The organism is Bdellovibrio sp. SKB1291214 (assembly GCF_002209355.2).
Taxonomy (GTDB): domain Bacteria; phylum Bdellovibrionota; class Bdellovibrionia; order Bdellovibrionales; family Bdellovibrionaceae; genus Bdellovibrio.
The window spans coordinates 1,785,526-1,806,891 of record NZ_CP106855.1 but is presented as its reverse complement, the minus strand read 5'-3'; the positions used below and the strand labels follow the sequence as shown (position 1 = coordinate 1,806,891).

Sequence of the window (21,366 nt, the reverse complement as noted above, 5' to 3'; positions counted from 1 at the left end):
GAGCAATCCAGGGCCTTTTGTTTTTTGCCAACAGGCCTATCTACCCTGCTCTGTTCAAAACGATAATTGAAGGATGGGAATGGTTTGTCGGTTGTTCATCATTTTTTTCGCAGTTTCCACGCTGAATTCGTGTGCGACACTTCCCAAGAATGTACATCGAACTCCGAGTTCAACTTTAGCTCCTGATCCTTCCACGAAGTTATCCCAAGTCGTGCGTGAAAAACTTAAAGGACATGCCGAAAAATCCGCTTTTCATCCTTTGATATCGGGAGAAGATGCATTCATCGCGCGCATTGCCTCTGTTCGAGCGGCTGCCCGATCTATCGATATGCAGTACTACATCTGGAACAACGATCTGACCGGAAGCATTTTAACTGAAGAGGTTTTAAAAGCGGCGGACCGCGGAGTTCGCGTGCGCATTCTGTTGGATGATTTAAATCTGGGCCAATACGAAAAAGGACTGCGTACCATGGCGATGCATCCAAACGTGCAAATCAGAATGGTGAACCCTTTTGCTAACAGAAGCTTCCGTATTTTTGAAATCACTCGCTTAAGCGAGGTCGACCGACGCATGCACAACAAAGTCCTAATCGCAGACAGTGAAGTCGCAATTATCGGGGGCCGCAACATTGGAGACGAATACTTTTGGGCCAGTAACGACATCAATTTCGGTGACATGGATTTATGGACTATCGGCCCTGTGCTGTCTGGGCTGTCCCAAGAATTTGATACCTATTGGAACAGTGACATTTCCTATCCGATCGAAACACTGACTGCTCAACTTAAACCAACGGAACAGGATTATCAGAACTTTCGGAGCCTCTTAAAAATTGGAAATCAAAAAGCTACGGAGACTTCTTACGCTAAGGGATTGAAAAACGATCAACTGATCAAGGATTTTTCCCATGGCAATGTGAAATTATATTGGGGAGTCGGTCATGTCGTTTATGATCCCCCTGCAAAATTTAAAGAGCAAGAAAAAGAGCAAGTCGACAATCTGCACTCGCAAATTCGCCCATACATGAATAATGCCAGGGAAGATATCATGATGATTTCCCCTTACTTTGTTCCTGGCGACCGGGGTGTGAGCTTTCTAAAAGACAAAATCGACAAAGGCATTAAGGTCACGGTTCTTACTAACTCTCTTGCTTCAAGTGATGTCAGTAGTGTGTTTGCTGGTTACAAAGGTTATCGCAAAGACCTTTTAGAAATTGGAGTTGCGCTGTATGAGCTAAGGCCGAAATCACACAAAGGCTTTTTTAAACCTAAAAGAAACCTCGGCTCCAGCGGATCCCATGCGGGTCTTCATGGCAAAACATTGGTGTTCGATAAACGCTTTATGTATGTCGGCTCCATGAACTTAGATCCCCGATCAGCTTATTTAAACTCTGAAATGGGAGTGATCGTTGACTGCCCAGAGCTTGCCGAAAATTTTTGGAACGGATTTGCAAAAAATCTGCCCGAAGTTGCGTTTCAACTGAGCCTAAATGAACAAGGAGATCTGGTCTGGACCACTTATGACGATGGCAAAAAAAATACCTTCGCTATTGATCCAGACACAAGCTGGTGGCAAAGAGCGAAGGCATCTGTCATGTCGGTATTTATACCGGAGAAAGAACTTTAGAAAGTCAGAACAACGGGATGACCCAAGTATTTAGCAACTTCATTACTTTGAATAACTAAATCAGGATTGTTCAATGTTTTCATTTTAACAGTTTTCAGCAACCAAGTTGTAGGCCAGTGGTCGGGTAAATTTGCAAAGCGAACTACGACACCGGAGCCCTCGTTGAATTGAAATTCACCGTCAGCCGGTTTTTCACCCAAGATTTTAGCCACTGGTAACCATAACGGGTTGATCTTCGCCATGTCTTTGGAATACTCACACGTTCCTTCAAGCTCCATCGACGGCTTTTCGCCTGAGACAGAAACACCTTCGGCCTCGAACACCAAGCTGATTTTAGAAAATTCTTGGCAGGCTAATTTTTTTTGACCGTACTGATCCACAAAAACAAAGTGACCTAGGGTAAATCCAGACGCATCAGGAGTTTTCTTAACTTCAAAACCAGTGACTAAGCGTTGCTTCACAGCTTCTTGCAGTCTTTCACCAGACAAATTAGAGAAATCAAAGTTTGATCTTACTGCGGCAGGATCACGATCTATAGAAGTCACGCTTGTGTTATAGTGAACGATTGAATAGCCCGCACCAAAGCAGACGAATAAAAGCCCAAAGACTCCCACAAATTTTTGCATATAATAATTCCTCTTATATGCAGAATAGCACGGGGTGCTCGGGGCTTTGCAAATTCTGTGAGCAGTCCGGTCTATCGTCTAGTAAGAAATGATAACGCTTTGGACGGGAACTGTTTTATATGACGTAGAGCCGTCTGAATTCTTAACTGGGACCTGCATGTGGCGAAGCTGTGGGTCTAGACTCATTTGTGGAGCAGGTGCATTTGGACGAGCACGGTAAGCAGCTTGAATCACATCGACTTCGCGACCTTTTGATTTTAGCTTAACATCAACTTGGCTTGCATCTTTCACGTTCAAGGCAAAATTGATAACACCCTTGTTTGAAACTGCAGAAGCGACTTGTTGGCCGTTCAAATAAATACCTACAGTTTCGCCATCACTTGCTGTCGTTAATGCCGTCACATAGCGCCCACCCGTATAATCAGCGGCATTGGCAGAGAAACCTTCTGCAGTCGATTGAGCTACATCAATAATAGTCAATGTTACGCCGATGGAGCCTGAAGTAGTTCCCGCAGACGCAACTGACGAAATCAATAAACCCACAAGGGACATGCAAATTTGAGTGGAGATTTTCACGAAGGCTCCTATCGTTAAATGATCGAAGTCCCTTCAAAGCAAACCCTGTTCCCGACTCAGGTGAAACTATTTGGAGTTGGTGGAACCTCCCCTGTCTAAAAAGCTAACAGGGGACGAAAACTGATGTTTATTTAAGTGTAGCCTTTGAATTTTGCACCCAGTTCGCGGGCTTCATGAGCGATAGCCAAAAGACCCAGTTTAGCAGTCCAACCATACACATTTTCCTGCGGACATCCTGGCGTATTGATCGCTAAATCCGAAACACAAAGACGCTTGTAAACAGCACCGGGACTGTTCAGACTTTCCGTCGAGCTTTTTTCAGCGTGAGTACGTAGGAATCCACCTGCTAAGTCAGAGCCAATCATGTAAATAACAGGCTCAGCACTTGCACCATCGGCTTCCACAACAGACGGAATACCCTCTTGAATAATCACTTCCTCAACGTCACGGCCACCTTTGGCAGCTTTCATTTTTTTACGTGATTTATACGACCACTCTTTAACTTCAGCACCCGAGCCAACACGAATAACCGCTAGACCGTAAGTACCCGCATTGTTTTTTACGAATACGAAGGGCTCTTGATTAATGCCTCGCTTTTGATATTCGGTTTTTAAACGCGCCAGCATCCCATCAACTTTTTCAGCCAGGGCCGCACGACTATTTTCATCCCCGATATCAAAATGTTCAAAAAGTTCTGTTTCAACAGTCATCAAGAAGGGATCGATCTTAGCAATTGCGCTGAATTCTTCGACAAGCTTGTTATAGTATTTAAAGTAAGTGCTTTTCTTGCGTTGATACCAGCCCAATTCGCGGGGCGGGTTCATTGGAAACTCTGTCACTGTTTTTGCCCACTCTTCGTAAGCTTCAGAAAAGTCATTGTTGCTGATGATAAGATCTGGTTTGTATTCCTTCATCAATTCACTATTCATAAGTGCTGAGTGAAGAGTGATTTCGTTACCTGCAGAACTCGTTATTTGCAAAGGCTGTTCAAGTTCACGCGGAATTGCAACACGCACCTCGATGCTGGATGCTTCGATCAAAGATTTGATCGTGTATACGTTCTCCCAATAGAAAGCGTTATTCGTATGCTCTTCTGTCACCAGAAGAATCTTTTTAATCTTCTCCCCGTAATGATTTACGATGTATTTATTCATTAAACCAACAGACGTTTCTTTGTCTGTCGGACAGATGTTGTTAAAACCTGCGGGAAAGATATTTGCATCAACGTTTGAAATCTTATAACCAGAGTCACGGATGTCGTAACTGGAATAGATTGGATGTTGAAATTCATTCGCCTTGGCAGTGAACCAAGCACAAATCTCGGTCATGTTGGCGAGTGTTTGTTTGTGAAGGGTGAGCTTCGCCATTAATTCTCCTTAAAATCTCAACTACAAATTCGGATCAACACCAGGATTCACTTTTTGAGGGAGCGTTTTTATAGAAGACTTTTGCTCTTCCGGCAAGAACGCATCCGCTTTAGTGCGGCCTGATCTTTTAATGCTGTTAAGTTTCTTAGACTCCTCCGTCAGACCCATGGACTCATGGCCCTGATACAGAAGTCTCTCTGTTTTTAAACGCACATCGTTCGTTAAAGTGAAAAATTCAATCTGGTAACTGTTGGGAGTTTGTCCAGATACAGGCTTATATAATTCAGCTCTATCAATTAAATCAACCAACGAACCACCTAAGTGGGCTTGTTGACTGCGATTTTGCTTAACTGCTTCAACCTGCAGGTAAAGTTCATTGTAAGTGCCTTGAAGTTGTTTGAGGGCCTTAGAAGACCAGCGGGGATCATTGAGCTCCATCGTTTTAATCAGGTAGATTTGAACATACTTTTGCGACGCTACAAACGCGTCAAAACTTTCAGGGGACAGCTGATTCGTCGTCACACTGCCCATTTGATAATAAGTTTTGGCTAACCAGTCTTTATCAAGTTTAGCTGGATCGGATTCCGCACGGATTTTAGCAATACCTTTTTCAGCATCATTCAAATACTGAACGGCTTCCTTCTCGCGGCCTATCCGGCTATAGGCCGAAGCAAGTCGCGCGGGAATCTCTGCATATGCAGTCGTCAGTGGCAAAGCACTGCGCAAGCTATGAGCTTCTAAAAGATCTGCTACAGTTTTTTGGTCGTCGCCTAAAGCTTCATCACAAAACGACATGCGATATAAGGCCATAGCCGCAATGTCCGGCTGTAGATTTCTAGTTTTTAGAATGATGTCACGGTATATAGCCGCGGCCTCAACCCACTTTCCTTGCCCCTCCAAAGTCTGAGCTTCGCCGATGCGGGAAGCCTGAAGGAAGGTGGAGCGTGGGTAAGTATCTTGAAAGGCCTTATATTGTTTTTGTGCCTGGGTAAAGTTTCCTGAAGCTAATGTATCCTGGGCTGCGTGCAGATCACGCTCTTCTAGCAGACGTTGATCCTGCAAGTTAGCTTCTTCGCTGCGACCCATTTGAAAAGAACTACAACCCGCCAGAGACAAAAAGACAAACAGGCTGATCACTCTTTTCATGTGGATTTCTCCTCCTCAGTAATGAGGGCGCTAATTTCTTCAAGCCCGGAGAGATCTGAAACATCTTTGACCAAATCAGGGATGCGCAGAACTCGAGCTTCGCGCGACATCTTCTTTTCGAAAAGACGATAGATCGCATCCCTGTGATTGTAATAGGTCTTCATTTGCATGTACAAGTCCGCTAAGCCCTGCTCTGCGGTCCCACCTTCATAACCTACACGGAGGTCTAGCCAGTGCGGGAAAACTCGATTCAAAATAACAGTGTCAAGGTTGTACCCACCTTTACGAATTTCACGGGAAAAATACTCGGCTTCTTTGAGTTTAGCCTGATCAAAGCTAGTTACTAAAAAGAACTTAGTGGTGGGTGCTACCATCATACGCTGAACTTCAGTTGTTCGCTGCAAAAGTTTCCCCTGCCACTGTTCGATATTCATAAAGAAGTCGCCTAGCTCACGAATGAACTGAGATCCCGTCAGCGTTTCTAAAACTTTCAAAACTTGACGAGTACCCGCTTGAATCAAATGCCCAAAGAAACCTGTTTTTTTCCCTTCGGGATCGCGGAACCACTTCGCTACGCCTTCACTAAAAAGTGCAGAAAGTTTTTGCGGGGCTTTCAGAAAATCCAAAGCGTGCTTCGTCGGGGGAGTATCTAAAATAATCAGATCAAATTTACCCGATTCGTACACAGAATACAGCTTTTCAAGGGATGTAAATTCCTGAGAGCCACTTAAATTGGTCGAAAGCTGCTTGTAAAGGCTGTTATCAAAAATCTTACGAACAGCTTCAGATTTTTGCGCTGCTCTTTCGACAAAATCATCAAAAGTTCTTTTGTGATCGATGACTGACGCCCATAATTCGCCTTTGAAATTCTGGCCGGGAACTTTCGTGATGTCGTTTGTGCCTTCAATCCCTAGGGTCTGCGCTAAACGCTTAGCGGGATCGATGGTTAAAACTAAGACTTTCCGTCCCTCTTTAGCGGCAAGAACTCCAACAGAGGCTGCCACTGTGGTTTTCCCCACGCCACCGCTGCCCACGCAAACTAAAACTTTAGTGTCTTTCAAAAGATCGCGGCTCATGGAAGTTTCTCCACAGCTTTTTCAACAAGCTTCCAAGGTTCCGTTTCAAAAAATAAGGGAATCTTAGCGACATTTTTAAATCTTGTTTTTGCTTGATCCATCATCTGAGCCTGACGATCCAGTTGTTGCTCGAGATATTGAGCAAATAATCCCAAATCTGAAGTCGTTGCTGATTCGGCTTTTTGCAAAGATTCGCGCGGAACATTTACTTCCAAAACTTTGTTCATCACCAGTTGGGGTTCGACCTCGAGTTCCTTATTCAGAATGTCGGCTAACTCCATGGACTCTTTCAGTGGAAGTTCCTCGGGCAACGAGACGATGTGATATCTTGAAATCTCAGAATCTTTAAGCACGCGAACGATCGAGCGACTTTGTTCGCCCATCGGCCCGATTTGAACTGCTTGGGCCATTCCTCGCGGGGCTTCGATCAATGCTTTAAAATGCCCCGTTGCAAAGGCGTCGATCACTAAGCAATCAAAGTTGACGGGCGGACCATACTTACGCGGGCCAGAAGTAATTTTTCCTAGCATCGCAAGCTCTGGCAATCCCGGAGCTATGTTGATGAAGGCCTTCATCACAGCGTTATCAAAGAATAATTTTGCGAGGCTTTCCACCTTGATCAGGTACTGCGCGTATTCACGAAGGGCACTCTCCCCCGTCCATAATGCGAGCGAAAGGTTCGATTTGATTTCCTGAGGTTTAAACCCGACCTCGGGTAATTCAAAGAAATCCTTAAAGAAGCTTTGATCACCCAGCTCCACCAAAAGGACCTTTTTCCCCTGTCGGCTTAGTTTCAATGCGAGTGCGGCAGCCACTACTGACTTACCAACTCCACCTTTTCCAGTCACAAAATGAATCTCTTGCTTCATAGATGCTTAAAGTGTCTCTGAGCTTGTAAATATAGGCATTACGCATGGCATTATAAGGTGCCTTCAGAGAGGGCATACCCTACTATCCGACGGTTTTTAACATGTAGGAGTAATCGCATGAAATCAAATGTAGAAAAGGTTTCTAACCTTTCAAGAAAGATGAACATCGAAATCCCAGCTGCAGTTGTAGCTCAATCTTTCAACAGAGTGTTCACAAGCATCCAAAAAGACGTAGAAATCAAAGGCTTCCGTAAAGGTAAAGCTCCTTTGAACACAATCAAATCAATGTACGGCGACCGTGTTAAGCAAGACGTAGTTCAAGACCTAGTTCAAAAACACTACGCGCAAGCTTTGGAAGAGCACAAATTGGAACCAATCAGCTACCCTGAGTTCGAATTCGCTGATCCATCTGAAAACAAAGACTTCTCTTTCTCTGCAGCATTTGACGTGCGCCCAGAGATCAACTTGAAAAAATACGAAGGTTTGGAAGTTGAAAAAGAAGCTTTCACTTTCGACGCTAAAAAAGTTGACGATGTGTTGAACAACATCCGTTCATCTCGCGCAACTTTCGAAACTGTAACTGAAGATCGCACTGCTAAAAACGGTGACACTGCAGTTCTTGATTTCGAAGGTTTCGTTGATGGTAAGCCACTTGAAAACGGCGCTGGCACTGATCACAACCTTGAATTAGGCGCAAAACAATTCATCGAAGGTTTCGAAGAAGGCGTTGTAGGAATGAAAAAAGGCGAAACTAAAACTTTGTCTTTGAAATTCCCAGATCCATACCACTCTGCAGAGCTTGCTGGTAAAGCAGTTGAATTCAAAGTTACTTTGAAAGAAATCAAAGCAAAAGTATTGCCTGAGTTGAACGATGAGTTCATCAAAACTTTGGGTGGACCTGAGTCTTTGGCTGATTTGAAAAAAACAATCCAAGAAGACCTTGAAGCAAATGATAAAAAACGTATCGAAGACGGCTTCAAAAACCGCACTTTGAAAACTTTGGTTAAAGAAAATCCAGTTGAAGTTCCTCCTTCTTTGTTGAAAGAGCAAAAAGCTTCATTGGTTGAAGACTTCAAAAAGCGCATGGCTGATCAAGGCATGGGCGAAGCTGACTTCGGTTCTTACGTTCAAAAATGGGATGCAGATTTCACAGCAACAGCGACTGAGATGATCCAATCATCTTTCTTGGTTGATGCTATTGCGAAAAAACATGATCTATTCGCGAAAAAAGAAGACGTTGATGCGAAATTCGAAGAATACGCAAAACAAACTGGTATCGAAGTTTCTCGTATCAAAGAATTCTATGGCCGTCCTGACCAAGCAAGCCGCTTGAGCTACCAAATCACTGAAGAAAAAGTGATCAACTTCTTGAACAAAACAATCAAAGTAAAAGAAGTTCCAGCCGGCACATTCAAAGACGAACAAAACTAGGTACGGACACACTTTGTCCATTCAAAAGGCTCCCGCAAGGGGGCCTTTTTTCGTGGTACGGACACACTTTGTCCAAGCTCGCTGTTTTACTCAATACCTTCCTGGCGTAACTCTCGCAGCACAATCCATCATGGCGAGAAAGAAAATACTCTATACGAACGAACACCCCTATCACGTGATGGCTAGATCAAATAATAAGGATTGGTTTTATCTTCCCATCTCGACCTGTTGGGATATTTTTAGTCATACTCTTAAAGACACCACTTATAAATATGGCCTTGGTGTTTATGCATTCGTTTTGATGAACAATCACTATCACCTGATTTGCCAATGCTCTGATAATGCGAATTTGGGCGAGGCGATGAACTACTTTCAAAAGACGACCAGCAAAATAATCAACTCTCGGGCGCAAAGAATTAATCATGTTTTCGGCGGTCCTTACAAAGGCTCACTCATTCGAGATCCCCAGCAATTCTCTTTGATTTATAAATATGTGATCAGAAATCCAATTACGGCTGGCATCTGCAGTAAGGCGGAGGAATATCCTTACTCCACCTTCACAGCTAAAAGCATCGCTCTCCTAAAGGAGAACGAATGGTTCGCGGAGATGCCAGAGAATCGATTCGACTGGTTGAATATGAGCTTCGAAGCCGAAAGATATCTTGCGATCAATAGAGCCCTTAAAAGAACAGAATTCAAAATTGCAGAACGATTGAGAAGGACGTAGCCGTCCACCTTTGCCAGGCCGGCGGCTCTTTGGACAAAGTGTGTCCGTACCTTTAGAGGTGTGGAGTGAGGGCTTTCCAGAATTTTTCTGGGTTTTCGATGAACGGGGTGTGACCCATTCCTTCGAGTTGAATCAGCTTTCCTTTTTTGATTTTGCTGATGACGTCTTTGGCCATCTTAGGGTAGTTGCCCATTTTCATTTTGTTCTCTTCAGGGGCCCAGGCCTTACCAATAGCTGTTTTGTCTTTGGTTCCGATCACAAGCACCGTTGGCATTTTTAGATTCTTGAATTCATAGTACACAGGCTGAGTAAAGATCGCCTCGGATGTCAGAGCCGATGTGAAGGCTAAACGCTGACTGTCTGGGCCTTCGAACCAACCTTGGGCAGGCACCAAGTACTTGTCGTATTCTGGTTTCCATTTGCCGTCGTAATAGTACTCAAGCTGATACTTTTTAACTTTATCTATATTGTTTGAAAGCTCCTGATCGTAAAGCTGATCAACGCTTTTATAAGTCGTCAAAGTTTTCCAATCCTCAAGGCCCAACGGATCAATCATGAAAAGCTTTGTGACGTTTTCAGGATACATCAATGCGTATCGAGCGGCCAGCATGCCTCCCATTGAGTGCCCCACCAATTGGAACTTAGTGATTTTCAAATTATCCAAGAGCATTTTTGCGTAGGACGCCAACCCGTGAAGTGAGTATTGAAAGAGGGCGGGCTTCGTCGATTTACCGAAACCAATTTGATCAATCATGATCACGCGATAACCTTTTCCAACAAGAATCTTGGCCATGTCTTCGAAATAGTAACCCGAAAAGTTTTTACCGTGCAAAAGCACGATCACTTTGTCAGAACCCTTATCAGGCGCCACATCCATGTAAGCCATTTTCAAATCTTGGTTTTGCGCACGGAATGAATAGAATGAAACCGGAAATGGATAATCGAACTTGGTCAGCTCTGCATCGAATCCTTTCGAGGGAACCGGTTGCGAAGCCTCTTCAGTCTTAGGTGGTTGAGAAGCACACGCAGATAAAACAAGTAGCGAAAGCAGAAATACTTTTCTCATAACAATTCTCCCCGAGAGAAAAATGATAAAAGAAATAGCGCTTACCCTAAAGCATTCTTTAGTTTTCAGTACTAATCATGGTGATAAGCAAAAGGACGTATGGACAAAGTGTGTCCGTACCTTTTAGCGGCATTAGCGGCAGTTATTTGTTATCTACAGTTGTTGAATTGTTGGAAGTAGCGTTGACAAACAGAGTACTGGCTGTTGCAGTCGTTTACGTCGGCTGAGTTGTAGTGAGTTGTTGGACACGTGCGAGATGTGCTGCGAGCGACGTTGATCGTTACTTCGCCTTCACTTAAAGGTTCGCGGTTGTTTTGGCCGTAGATGGCGTAGCTGATTTTATTTTTTCCGGCTGCCAATAACGGCTTTTGAAACAGAGTTGAAATCCACAAGTTGATGGCAGAACCGCTGCGTCCGCGGGAGCCGTCGTAATCGTCGTCTTTTGAACGCACGGAACCGTCTTCACGAACGTTGCGAAGTTCATAGCGAACGGCGCGAGCGTCACGTGGGCCCACAAAGTAATCATAGGAAACAGGATCTAAAACGACATCACGACATGTGAAAGTGGCTGCTCCCCCGCCATTAAATCCTTCGCATGTAACTACGACTTGGCCTTCAATGGGAGTTGCTTTGAACTGGGTGCCTGAGGAAAAACCCACAGAATCTGCGGCATGTGCCACACAGATTCCCGCTACGCTTGCGCATAATAATGTGAGTATATTCTTAAACAATAGGCCCCTCCGCCTGCTAAAGTTGCAGTAGAGTAAGGCCCCTATTTTTTGGAATCAATAACTAGCGCGTCAAACCCTTCATGGTGTTCCACGCCTTAAGATAGCTAAATGCTTGATATGCTTGGTAATCTTTCTTCAAGATATTGTCGCGAGGCGATAGCTTTTCGTCTTTTTTCGACCCCACGTCTTTCCACCAAGCAAGTGCGCCCTCTTCAGCTCCCTTTTTGACATCAAGCTTTTCGGCCGCTTTTTCTTTATCGCCCTTCAAGTGACCAGCGATATCGCCTTCACGAGTGGACTGGGTTTGCTTAGACATGGACTTCGCAAAAACCTCTGGATCGATGTCTTCAATTTCAACGTCAGGGTGAATACCTTCCGCTTGGATGGAAACACCACTTGGAGTGTAGTAGCGAGCGACGGTCAGTTTCAAACCAGAGCCATCGCCTAGTTTGATAACGGATTGAACCGAACCTTTACCGAACGTACGTTGACCTACGATCAAGGCGCGCTTGTTATCTTGAAGAGCACCGGAGACGATCTCGCTGGCGCTGGCAGTATATTCATTCACCAAGATCACAACGGGAACATTTTGATATTTGCCTTTTTTAGTAGCCATCGCCACTTCTTTTTCAGCTTTGTTGCGACCAATTGTACTTACAATCACGCCCTCTTTCAGGAACATGTCGCTGACTTTCACCGCTTGATCCAATAAACCACCTGGATTTCTGCGCAAATCCATTAGCAAACCATTGATTTGGCCTTTATTAGCTTTCATGTGATTCGCAATTGCAGTTTCAAGATCTTTACCCGTGTTTTCGATAAAGCTTGTGATACGGATGTACGCAAAACCATCGCCCATATCTGTGTATTTAACTGATTTGATTTTTACAACACCACGAGTGATTGCAATATCACGAGGCTTTTCTTCGTTCTCACGAACAACACGCAAAACGATTTTAGTGCCTTTTTTACCGCGCATGAATTGTGAAGCTTCAACCAAACTCATACCCTTAGTGCTGTTACCATCGATCGCGATAACTTTATCACCGGCTTTGATACCCGCTACCCAAGCTGGAGCATCTTCGATCGGGGAAATGATTGTCAGAATACCATTCTGATTTGAGATCTCGATACCAAGACCGCCGAACTCACCACTTGTTTCAGTTTCAAAATCTTTGAAGATTTCTGGTGGCATGAAATTCGTGTGAGGATCGAGTTCACGCAACATCCCTTTGATCGCACCGTAAACTAATTTTTTAGTGTCCGCCTCTTCAACATAGTATTGCTGAATCAGGTTCAAAACTTTACTGAAGTTTTGAAGTTCTGAATAGCGTTCTTGAGCGAATGCACGGACTTGGAAACCCGTTTCAGCCATGACGAAAAGGACCAGAAGCAAAATGCCCCCGAGAATGTACGTTTTCCAGTAGCGTTTGATAGATTGCATGTGGTTAGAGTCCTTTCATCCACTGTTGCGGGTCGTATGGTTCAGAAAAATGTCTAATTTCAAAATACAAGCCGGCAGGATTATCTGCGGAAGCATCCCCAGCCATCGCAACAACCTGAGATTGAGTTACTTCATCTCCGGCAATTACTTTAATTTCACTCGCGTGGGAATAGACAGAGTAATAGTGATCACCGTGATCGACAATAACTGTATTACCGAATCCAGGAAGTTCACCAACATAAGCGACTTTTCCGTCGAAAACTGTTTTTACAGGACTTCCCTTTGCTGCAGAAATAAAAATGCCCTTGCTGGTAAGAGTGTAAGGGTGATCCTTACCTTTCATAAGTCCAAATTTTTGCGTTACGACTCCAGCAAGAGGTCTTGGAAGCTCACCTTTTGAATCCAAAAAAGACGCTTTGAAAAGGGTATCAAACACACCGGCGTCTTCCACGTTGTAATCAGCTGACTTTTGTTTCAAATCATTGATTTTATTTTCGGCAAACATCTTGCTTTTGCGAATGCCATTCAAAAGTTTATTCTTAAGGTTTTGTTCCGCTATAAGTTTCTTTTCTTGAAGCGTGATACCTTGCTCGACCGCTTTCATATTTTCCAAGCGTTGAGCCAAGGCTTTTCTTTTATATTGAAGGTCCTGGACGTCGTGCCTGTACCCTTTAATCAACTCCAAATCACGTTGAGCAACGATACCTAAAATCTTTAAATTTCGGTCCAAGGAGACAGAACTGTCGGCATTCAGTATGAACCTTGCCAGAGGTTGACCACCCAATTTATAGATAGCTTTTAAACGTTCTGCCAATTGTGCACGCTGAGCTTTCGCTTTCCCTTCAAGCTCATCCACTTTGTCAGTCAGATTTTTAATATTCACTTCAAGCAATTCTCGTTGTTGGGCTAAAGAGCCCCGCTCAGTGACTGTTTTCTTAATTTTTTTGTTAATTTCGTACAGCCCCGAAAGAACTTGGCGCTGCTTTACTTCAGCGCGCGCTACTTTTTGTTTCGCAACCTCAAGGTCTTTGGTCAATGCTTGGACTTGTTCTGCAGGTGTTGCATCAGGAGTTGCCGCCTGTGCCGCAGAAAAATTAAACATTAAAGTAAAAGCCCCAAGGGCCATTGACCATTTCAAGTGCTAAACCCTTTGCGCAGCTGCATAGCCATCGTTGATTCGGCGAACACACAGGTAAGAACCCAACGCCCCCAATAAAGTGCCACCAATAACGATAGCGGCGACAGTCCATGGAGAGATAAAACTCATTTGTTCATTAAGTCTTAAAAAGCTCAGACGAGTATTGACGATACTTTTACCCACAACATACATTCCAAAAGAAATGCCGATGGCTAATGTCGACGCCGCGAAACCCAAAAAAGCCCCTTCCTTAAGAAAAGGTTTTCTGATCATCGCGGCCGTGGCTCCGATCATTTCCATCACGACTATTTCATCGCGATGAACTTGCACAGAGGCACGAATCGCGTTGGACATCACAAACAAGGATGCACAAAGCACGATCAATCCCACAAGATTTAAAGCCAGGTTGATTGCCGAAACAAACGCTCCATACTTTTCCACCCAGTCTTGACCGAAACTAACATCGTCAATTCCCGAGCGACCTTTCAGATCAGCTGCAATGGATTGCAAAACTTGGCTTTGAGCATCCGTGGCAATATCCGTTTTAAGTTTTACCTGATAACTGGATGGAATCATTTTTAAAAGCTCTTCGTCCTGACTGATATCCGGAGCATAGCTTGCCAACTGAGCTCTGAAATCATTCAAGGCTTTATCCTGAGTAATCAGATTAAAAGTTCCGATATCTTTATGACCTTTAAAGAACTTTTCAAGCTCATCACGGCCTTGGGCAGAAATATCTGACGACAGATAAACTGTCAGTTGAACGTCTTCGCCCCAATGGGTCAGTATGTTTCTAAAGTTTTTTGAGATAAGTAACGATGTTGCCATCACGACGAAACACGCAGTCACTACAATCAAAGTTGAAAATTTTAGAGCAAAGTTCTTTTGTGGAGGCATTATTTAGTGTCTCCCACAATCATGCCCTCTTTAAGTTCTAAGGTTCTTTTATGACGGCGTTTAACCATCTCGTGGTCATGTGTTGCGACAAAAACTGTGGTTCCTTGAGAACAAACTCTTTCCAACAAATCCATGATTTCTTCACTCAATTTGGGATCTAGGTTTCCTGTCGGTTCATCGGCGATTAAAACACCTGGTTGATGAACGATAGCTCGAGCAATCGCAGTTCTTTGCTGCTCTCCGCCTGAAACGAAATCGGGGTACTGATCATGTTTGTGTGCTAAGCCTACCTGTTCTAACACTTCATAGACTTTTCGTTGAATCGCAGGGGTTTTATCACCACGGATCTGCAGTGGCAGCGCAATGTTTTCATACAAAGTACGATCTTTAAGCAGTTTAAAATCCTGAAAAATGACCCCAATTTTTCTGCGAAAGAATGGAATCTGACCGTTACGAATTTCACCCAAATCATAACCGGCAACATTGACTTCACCTGATGTGGCTAAATCATAGGCAGAAATCATTTTGAAGAGCGTAGTTTTACCTGCTCCACTAGGACCCGTTAAAAATACAAATTCACCTTTGTCGATTTTCAAATCGACATTTTTAAGAGCATGCACCGGACCGGGATAAGTCTTATATACGTGGGAGAATTCAATCATTTCTCTATCTTATGAAAGATAGAGACTGATTCATACTCGCCCGAGGTCGAGGTTTTTCAGTTTAAGGCATTCCGCCCGACATCAATGTATCAATGATTGTTGAGTGTTGGCGATGAAGGGCTTGTTTGATGGCTTCTGCGTGTTGAGAAGACCCAGTTTGCAGAACACGGTCATGCGGAGTTTTAATAGTTTTCAAAACGGCGCCATTACAAAAAATACGGCTTACCAAAAATGGATTCGCCATTCCCCAGTCCTCTGTTTGAACATGATATTTCTGTCCGCGTACCGTGATATCTGAATTAAAACCTTTTTGCATTTCTACAAACCTCGAACTTCAATTTAACAAAAAATCATTCTGATCTCATCAAGTTTTTATATGCGTGATGATTTGACTCTTCAGGCAAGACTCCGCTTAATAATCTTGGCTTATGTCATAGGAGGTCATTATATGAAGTTCGTTTCGATTCTATTTGTTCCTGTAGTTTTATATTGGTCAGTGGTTGCAAATGCACAAGTTCCTGCACCCGCGCCCATCAATGCTCCTCCACCATTTGCAGGTGAGGCCGAAGCAGGTGCCATCATGGTAACTGGCAATTCAAATTCAGAAAATTACGCGGCCAAAGGCAAAGCTTCTTATCAGCAGGAAAAGAACATTTACACTCTTTCGGGTCAGTATATTCGCACGGAAGCGAACGATGTTGAAAGTGTGCGCAATTGGAATGCAGGTGCTCGTTATGACCGGGAATTAAACGACTATTTTGGAGTGTTCGCCAGTCAAAAGATTGAAAGCGATGTGTACGCAGGATACATCCAACGTGATTCCACAGACGTCGGTTTGAAGTACTGGTTAACCAAAGGTGACAAATTTAACTGGACTGCAGAGGCGGGCTATCGTTATTCCAAAACTCAAAACGTAGGGATTGGAAGTTCATACGATCAATTGGTACGTCTTTACACAGAAATCAATACTGCGATCGACAAACAATTTTCATTCAAATACTGGGCAGAGTACTTACCTAACATGACAAACCCGGATGGCTATCAAGTGAATACAGAGGCATCTATCAATGTTATGTTAAATTCCATCTTCTCATTGAAACTAGCTTACTTGCTACAATATCAAAATGCACCTGCACCAACTGGCGAGTACGACACGACAACGACAACTTTGAACCTTGTTGCAAAATTCTAGAAAGGAATTTCTATGTGGAAAGAGTTTAAGACGTTTTTAATGAGAGGCAATGTTTTGGATCTTGCCGTCGGTATCATTATTGGTGCCGCCTTCACTAAAATTGTTGGTTCCTTTGTAAGCGACATGTTGATGCCTGTTCTAAGCTTGGGCATGGGAAAGATCGACTTTTCAAATCATTACATCGCATTGAATGGCCAAACATATGCAACTCTTGCCGCTGCCAAAGCAGCCGGCGCGCCGACTTTAAACTACGGTATCTTTCTAAATGCTGTGATTGATTTTGTGATTGTTGCATTTGCTATTTTTATGATTGTGAAAGCCGCCAACCACTTTAAGAAAAAAGAAGAAGCAACCGCTTCGACCAAACCTTGCCCCGAATGTTTAACGACGATTCCCCTCGCAGCTCGCAAATGTTCTGCGTGTGGAAGTTTGCAAACATCATCGGCGTTATCTGGAAAATCGCCCTCGATGAACGTCTAGTATCTCGAAATGAGACGTTCAACTTTCCCCCTAAAAGTGACGATAATTGGTACTGGTATTGCACTGATTATCAGCATTAGGGGGAAAGCACATGTATTCCAAATCAAAGCAGACTAAGAAGACATCTGTTCATCTTTTTATCACCACTGTCTCTCTTGTGTTCGCTCCGCTTTCGCCATCCCTGGCAATAACTTCTGGCTCAAGCCAAACTACGACTGAATCAGTGACTCCCACCACACAAAATCCTTATGGGTATGCGAACCCTTGGAATACGGGAACTTCGTCAGCATCTCTCTGTCAGTCTCTACAAAAAGAATATACCGATGCTAAGAAAGACATCAGCAAGCTGTGTCGCGATGCGGGCGTGGGTTCCGGCTGCGAAGACAAAGTCGATTCCTGCAGTAGCGATGCTGGTGGCACGGGATCTTTGAATTTATATTCCACAGCTGCGACGGCACTTGGTGGCTCAAACAGCTCTTTGGGCACTGCTTTGGGTGCTATGGGACAATCCTCAGCCTCAAATGGATGTCCTCAATATTCTTTCCAGGACTATTTCAATAAAAAAGATAAATACACTGATGATTTGGACAAAACTGAAGAGGATCTTGCTGCGCTTTCCGATGAAAAAGCGCAGGTGCAAGAGGACTTCAACAAAGAGATTGCCGATCTTCAGGAAGATTTAGATAAAGCTCAACAAGATCTGCAAGACAAGAAACGCGAGATCTCAGAAAAAAAACGTAAAGCGACTTCAGACTTCCAAGAAGTTCAAAACAAAGTGAAGGACGATCTTCGCAGCCAATCCAGCACATTGCTAGACCTGCAAGGTAAGTTAATTAGTTCTCAACGCGATAAAGCTTTAAATTTGGTTGCCTTGACGGAAGCTTCCGCAAAAAGAGCCTGTTTGAAAGCAGTGCAAGACCAAAAAGCACAAGCCCAAAAAGATGGAGCATTGAACGGTCTTGCTTCAGGTACCATGATCGCAAAAGCAAAACGCCTGAAAGAAGACTTAATCAATACTTGGAATGACTGCATGACTGTTTATGATCAGAAACGCCAGGCGCTTCTGGAAACTAAAAAACAAGAGGAAGATACGATCCGCAAGCAGATCCAAGATACGACAGAGTCAATGGCACAGACCCAAGATTCTTTAGACGCTGCTCAAACTCAGTTAACAGAAATCACTAACGAAGCAACTACAGAACAAAGTGAAGCAGAAACGAATCTTACAAAAACAATGCAGAACATTCAGAACAAGATGACCGCTGCTAAACAAAAGTTGGAACAAAAACTCCAAACTATTGCGACGAAAACAACGACCTATACTGAAAAGATCAATCGTTTGAATACTCAGATTTCTTCACTTGGAGTCGCTCCTCCGTCAGGTGCGACAACAACGGCTTCTCAAATCAGTGGAGAGTTAGCTGATGCACAGGAAACTCTTGAGGACATTCAGGCACGTGCGGATGCATTGAAAACTTCCGACTACAGTTGCCAAATTTCTTCAAGAAAATCTGGCTCGAGCAGTTCTCGAGGCACAAACTAATTTTCGCCTCGCCTTCGGGCTAGTATCCCTAGACCCTCACCTTTCTGACTGATAGAATGGGGCTTCGTTAAAGGAGCCCCTTACAGTGTTAAAAAAAATCATCTTGGCAATCGTCGCTCTTGGAATTCTTGGTGTTGTCGGAGCCGTACTTGCTTATCAATCTGTTAAAGCAACTCTTCCGCAAATCATCACTGTTCAAGATTACAAACCACAACTTGTAAGTCAGGTGTATGATCGCAATGGAAAAAAAATCGGCGAGTTTTTAAACCAAAAACGCACATTGGTTCCTTACGACAAAATTCCTAAAGATCTTGTGAATGCATTTCTGGCGGCGGAAGACGACCAGTTCTTCCAACATAAGGGCATTAATCCCCAAGCCATTTTCCGTGCAGCCCTTGCAAACTTAAGAGCCGGACGTTCTGTACAAGGTGGTTCGACGATCACTCAGCAGGTTGCTAAGACCTTGATGTTGTCTTCAGAAAAAACTCTGACGCGCAAATTGCGCGACATCATGCTTGCAATGGAGATGGAAAAAAATCTTAAGAAAGAGGACATCCTTTTCCTTTACTTGAATCAAATTTATTTCGGTGAAGGTGCGTACGGAGTTGAACAAGCTGCTCAAACTTACTATCGCAAACCGGTTTCTAAATTAACTCTACCAGAAATGGCAATTCTTGCAGGTTTGCCACAAGCTCCAAGTGCGTATAGCCCTGTTCGTAATCCTTTACGTGCGAAAGAACGACAAACATACGTTCTTCGTCGTATGGCTGATGTGGGCTTCATCACTCGAGAACAATCTGAAAAAGCCATTCAGGAGCCAGTGAAAGTTTTCGTGCGGGAAAACTATGAAGAGTATGCTCCCTTCTTTTTAGAAACTGTTCGTCAGATGCTTGTTGCTCAACTAGGCGACGATATGGTTTTGAACAAAGGTCTTCGCATTTATACAAGCCTTGATCTGCAAAAACAACTTGCTGCCCAAGACTCTGTAATGGTGGGACTTAAAAGTTTAGATAAGCGCCAAGGCTTCCGTGGGCCGACAAAAACAATTTCTTCCGAAGCAGATATTGAAAACTTCCTAAAAGAAGAACGTAAAAAGCTTATTGGCGAATCGACTCCTGAACGTATTATTCAGCCCGATGGCAAGTTCTCAGATATCGTACCCAAAATTGACGAAAAGGCTGCTAAAGAACACCCTCTTGTTCCAACTTATATTAAGATCAAAGACACTGTTCAGGGTGTCGTTCAAGATATCGATGACGCTGCTGGATTGGTTTACGTTCGAATCGCCGATTCTCAAGGGCTTATTGATTTTGAAACAATGACTTGGGCACGTAAACCAGATGTTGATAAACGTTATGATCTAAATACTATCAAAAAACCGTCCGACGCTTTGAAGAAAGGCGACGTGATTCACGTTAAAATCGTCGCTGATAAATTCTCTCCTTCAAGAACAATGACTCCGAAAAAGGGTGCTCCTCCATTAAAGCTTCCTGATTTCAACAAATACGTGGACCTTGAGTTGGATCAAGAGCCATTAGTTGAAGGTGCTTTGCTATCGATCGATCAAGACTCTCAAGATGTTCTTGCCATGGTTGGTGGAACTAACTTTGCGAAATCTGAATTTAATCGCGCTATTCAAGCCCCTCGTCAAACGGGTTCATCATTTAAGTCCATCGTATATGCGTCGGCTTTAGATAAAGGCTATACACCTGCAACTCCAATCATGGATGCGCCGCTTGTATACGAAGGGGCTACTGGTGATGAGGAAGGCCAACAAGCAGAGGGCAAAGAATCCAAAGCATGGAAGCCCGCAAATCACTCGAAAAGTTTTGGCGGAGACATTATCGTAAGAAACGCATTGTCTCAGTCACTTAATATTCCAGCAGTAAAAGTTATTGAAGACGTGGGTGTACCATGGGCTATCGAATACTCTCGCCGCTTAGGCCTTTTCAGTCCTCTGAATCCTGACTTTACGTTGGTTCTGGGTTCCTCGAGCGTCACTTTATATGAAATGACAAAAGCGTTTTCGGAGCTTGGGCGTCTTGGAAAGCGCACTCGCCCGCAATTGATTCACAAAGTGACGGATGCAGACGGCCAAACGATTTTAGAAAATATTTCTTTGGATACACGTTTCGCAAAAGAGATGAAGACTTATGAAGATGACTTTGAAAACCGTCGTAAAGATTATCTGCAGCTGGCATCTGAACCCGCGAAACTAGAGGAGTTCAAAAAGAAAGATCCTAAAAAAGCTGCTTTGGCAGAAAATTTATTCTTTCAAGATCCCGATCAGTTGATCAAACCGACGACGGCTTTTGTGATGACTTCCCTTCTTCGCGGAGTGGTTGAAGATAAAAACGGTACGGGAGCCCGTGCACGTTCTTTGGGTCGTGAAGTAGCTGGTAAAACAGGTACAACGAACAATTACTATGACGCGTGGTTCATCGGATACACTCCGCAGATCGCAACTGGTGTGTGGGTGGGATTTGACAAAGAAAAAAGTCTAGGCAAAGGCGAGGTGGGTGGCCGCTCCGCATTGCCAATCTGGGTAGATTACATGAAAGCTGCCCACGAAGGACTTCCTCAAGTGACTTTCCCAGTACCAGATGGTATTGTGTTTGCGAACATCGATGCCGAAACTGGCAAGCTTGCAAATGCTTCGACTAAGAATATTTTGCGCCAGGCTTTCGTTGAAGGTACTGAACCCACTGCTGCTTCAAGTAAGCAAGAAGAAGCAACAGACTTTTACAAACAGGATTTATCTGAGTGAAAGA

General features: G+C 43.8%; 20 protein-coding genes. 7 read left to right on the top strand and 13 right to left on the bottom strand.

What is annotated here, in order from left to right; all coding sequences use genetic code 11:
* The first annotated feature begins 73 nt into the window (after positions 1-73).
* Positions 74-1,624 (top strand): phospholipase D family protein, encoded by a 1,551-nt coding sequence (locus B9G69_RS08960; RefSeq protein ID WP_254916914.1) that lies wholly within the window; start codon positions 74-76, stop codon positions 1,622-1,624.
* Here B9G69_RS08960 and B9G69_RS08955 read toward each other — a convergent pair.
* The 6 genes from B9G69_RS08955 to B9G69_RS08930 all read right to left on the bottom strand — a co-directional run bounded on the left by B9G69_RS08955 (position 1,621) and on the right by B9G69_RS08930 (position 7,284).
* The gene (locus B9G69_RS08955) at positions 1,621-2,250 is read right to left on the bottom strand and encodes a hypothetical protein (RefSeq protein ID WP_088615877.1); all 630 of its coding nucleotides are present in this window, start codon (positions 2,248-2,250) and stop codon (positions 1,621-1,623) included. The two genes, B9G69_RS08960 and B9G69_RS08955, sit on opposite strands and share 4 nt — an antisense overlap.
* A gap of 78 nt (positions 2,251-2,328) precedes the next feature.
* Positions 2,329-2,826, bottom strand: a complete 498-nt coding sequence (locus B9G69_RS08950; RefSeq protein ID WP_088615878.1) for a hypothetical protein — start codon at positions 2,824-2,826, stop codon at positions 2,329-2,331.
* A 131-nt stretch (positions 2,827-2,957) separates the two neighbouring features.
* Positions 2,958-4,193 (bottom strand): glutamate--cysteine ligase, encoded by a 1,236-nt coding sequence (gene gshA / locus B9G69_RS08945; RefSeq protein WP_088615879.1) that lies wholly within the window; start codon positions 4,191-4,193, stop codon positions 2,958-2,960.
* Between the two features lie 21 nt (positions 4,194-4,214).
* The gene (locus B9G69_RS08940; RefSeq protein WP_088615880.1) at positions 4,215-5,339 is read right to left on the bottom strand and encodes a tetratricopeptide repeat protein; all 1,125 of its coding nucleotides are present in this window, start codon (positions 5,337-5,339) and stop codon (positions 4,215-4,217) included.
* A complete protein-coding gene (locus B9G69_RS08935) occupies positions 5,336-6,415 on the bottom strand; it encodes an ArsA family ATPase (protein ID WP_088615881.1) in 1,080 nt (359 codons plus the stop codon). The genes B9G69_RS08940 and B9G69_RS08935 overlap by 4 nt, the downstream gene beginning before the upstream one ends.
* A complete protein-coding gene (locus B9G69_RS08930) occupies positions 6,412-7,284 on the bottom strand; it encodes an ArsA family ATPase (RefSeq protein WP_265438043.1) in 873 nt (290 codons plus the stop codon). The genes B9G69_RS08935 and B9G69_RS08930 overlap by 4 nt, the downstream gene beginning before the upstream one ends.
* A 117-nt stretch (positions 7,285-7,401) precedes the next feature.
* On the opposite strand from B9G69_RS08930, the gene tig reads away from it, so the two are divergent.
* Both tig and B9G69_RS08920 read left to right on the top strand, forming a co-directional pair.
* Positions 7,402-8,715: a trigger factor gene (tig, locus tag B9G69_RS08925; protein ID WP_265438042.1), complete on the top strand. Its 1,314-nt coding sequence runs from the start codon at positions 7,402-7,404 to the stop codon at positions 8,713-8,715.
* Between the two features lie 130 nt (positions 8,716-8,845).
* Positions 8,846-9,442, top strand: coding sequence for a transposase (locus tag B9G69_RS08920; RefSeq protein WP_217897704.1), 597 nt, complete (start codon positions 8,846-8,848; stop codon positions 9,440-9,442).
* Between the two features lie 52 nt (positions 9,443-9,494).
* Here the strand turns inward: B9G69_RS08920 and B9G69_RS08915 are convergent, their stop codons facing one another.
* The 7 genes from B9G69_RS08915 to B9G69_RS08885 form a co-directional block, all read right to left on the bottom strand.
* On the bottom strand, positions 9,495-10,508 hold the full coding sequence (locus tag B9G69_RS08915) for an alpha/beta fold hydrolase (RefSeq protein WP_088615885.1): 1,014 nt from the start codon (positions 10,506-10,508) through the stop codon (positions 9,495-9,497).
* Between the two features lie 149 nt (positions 10,509-10,657).
* A complete protein-coding gene (locus B9G69_RS08910) occupies positions 10,658-11,188 on the bottom strand; it encodes a hypothetical protein (protein ID WP_088615886.1) in 531 nt (176 codons plus the stop codon).
* Between the two features lie 112 nt (positions 11,189-11,300).
* A complete protein-coding gene (locus B9G69_RS08905) occupies positions 11,301-12,683 on the bottom strand; it encodes a S41 family peptidase (protein ID WP_088615887.1) in 1,383 nt (460 codons plus the stop codon).
* 4 nt (positions 12,684-12,687) lie between these two features.
* Positions 12,688-13,785, bottom strand: coding sequence for a murein hydrolase activator EnvC family protein (locus B9G69_RS08900; RefSeq protein WP_254916915.1), 1,098 nt, complete (start codon positions 13,783-13,785; stop codon positions 12,688-12,690).
* Between the two features lie 39 nt (positions 13,786-13,824).
* Positions 13,825-14,718 (bottom strand): cell division protein FtsX, encoded by an 894-nt coding sequence (locus tag B9G69_RS08895; RefSeq protein ID WP_088615889.1) that lies wholly within the window; start codon positions 14,716-14,718, stop codon positions 13,825-13,827.
* A complete protein-coding gene (gene ftsE, locus B9G69_RS08890; protein WP_088615890.1) occupies positions 14,718-15,380 on the bottom strand; it encodes a cell division ATP-binding protein FtsE in 663 nt (220 codons plus the stop codon). Before ftsE ends, B9G69_RS08895 begins: the two co-directional genes overlap by 1 nt.
* A 61-nt stretch (positions 15,381-15,441) precedes the next feature.
* Complete coding sequence (locus B9G69_RS08885; RefSeq protein WP_088615891.1) at positions 15,442-15,696, bottom strand: hypothetical protein; 255 nt, start codon at positions 15,694-15,696, stop codon at positions 15,442-15,444.
* 132 nt (positions 15,697-15,828) lie between these two features.
* On the opposite strand from B9G69_RS08885, the gene B9G69_RS08880 reads away from it, so the two are divergent.
* The 4 genes from B9G69_RS08880 (at position 15,829) to B9G69_RS08865 (ending at position 21,362) form a co-directional block, all read left to right on the top strand.
* Positions 15,829-16,572, top strand: a complete 744-nt coding sequence (locus B9G69_RS08880; RefSeq protein WP_088615892.1) for a DUF481 domain-containing protein — start codon at positions 15,829-15,831, stop codon at positions 16,570-16,572.
* 12 nt (positions 16,573-16,584) lie between these two features.
* A complete protein-coding gene (gene mscL / locus B9G69_RS08875; protein WP_265438041.1) occupies positions 16,585-17,052 on the top strand; it encodes a large conductance mechanosensitive channel protein MscL in 468 nt (155 codons plus the stop codon).
* 91 nt (positions 17,053-17,143) lie between these two features.
* Complete coding sequence (locus tag B9G69_RS08870; RefSeq protein ID WP_088615894.1) at positions 17,144-18,595, top strand: hypothetical protein; 1,452 nt, start codon at positions 17,144-17,146, stop codon at positions 18,593-18,595.
* Between the two features lie 85 nt (positions 18,596-18,680).
* Positions 18,681-21,362: a penicillin-binding protein 1A gene (locus B9G69_RS08865; protein WP_088615895.1), complete on the top strand. Its 2,682-nt coding sequence runs from the start codon at positions 18,681-18,683 to the stop codon at positions 21,360-21,362.
* Positions 21,363-21,366: the final 4 nt, after the last annotated feature.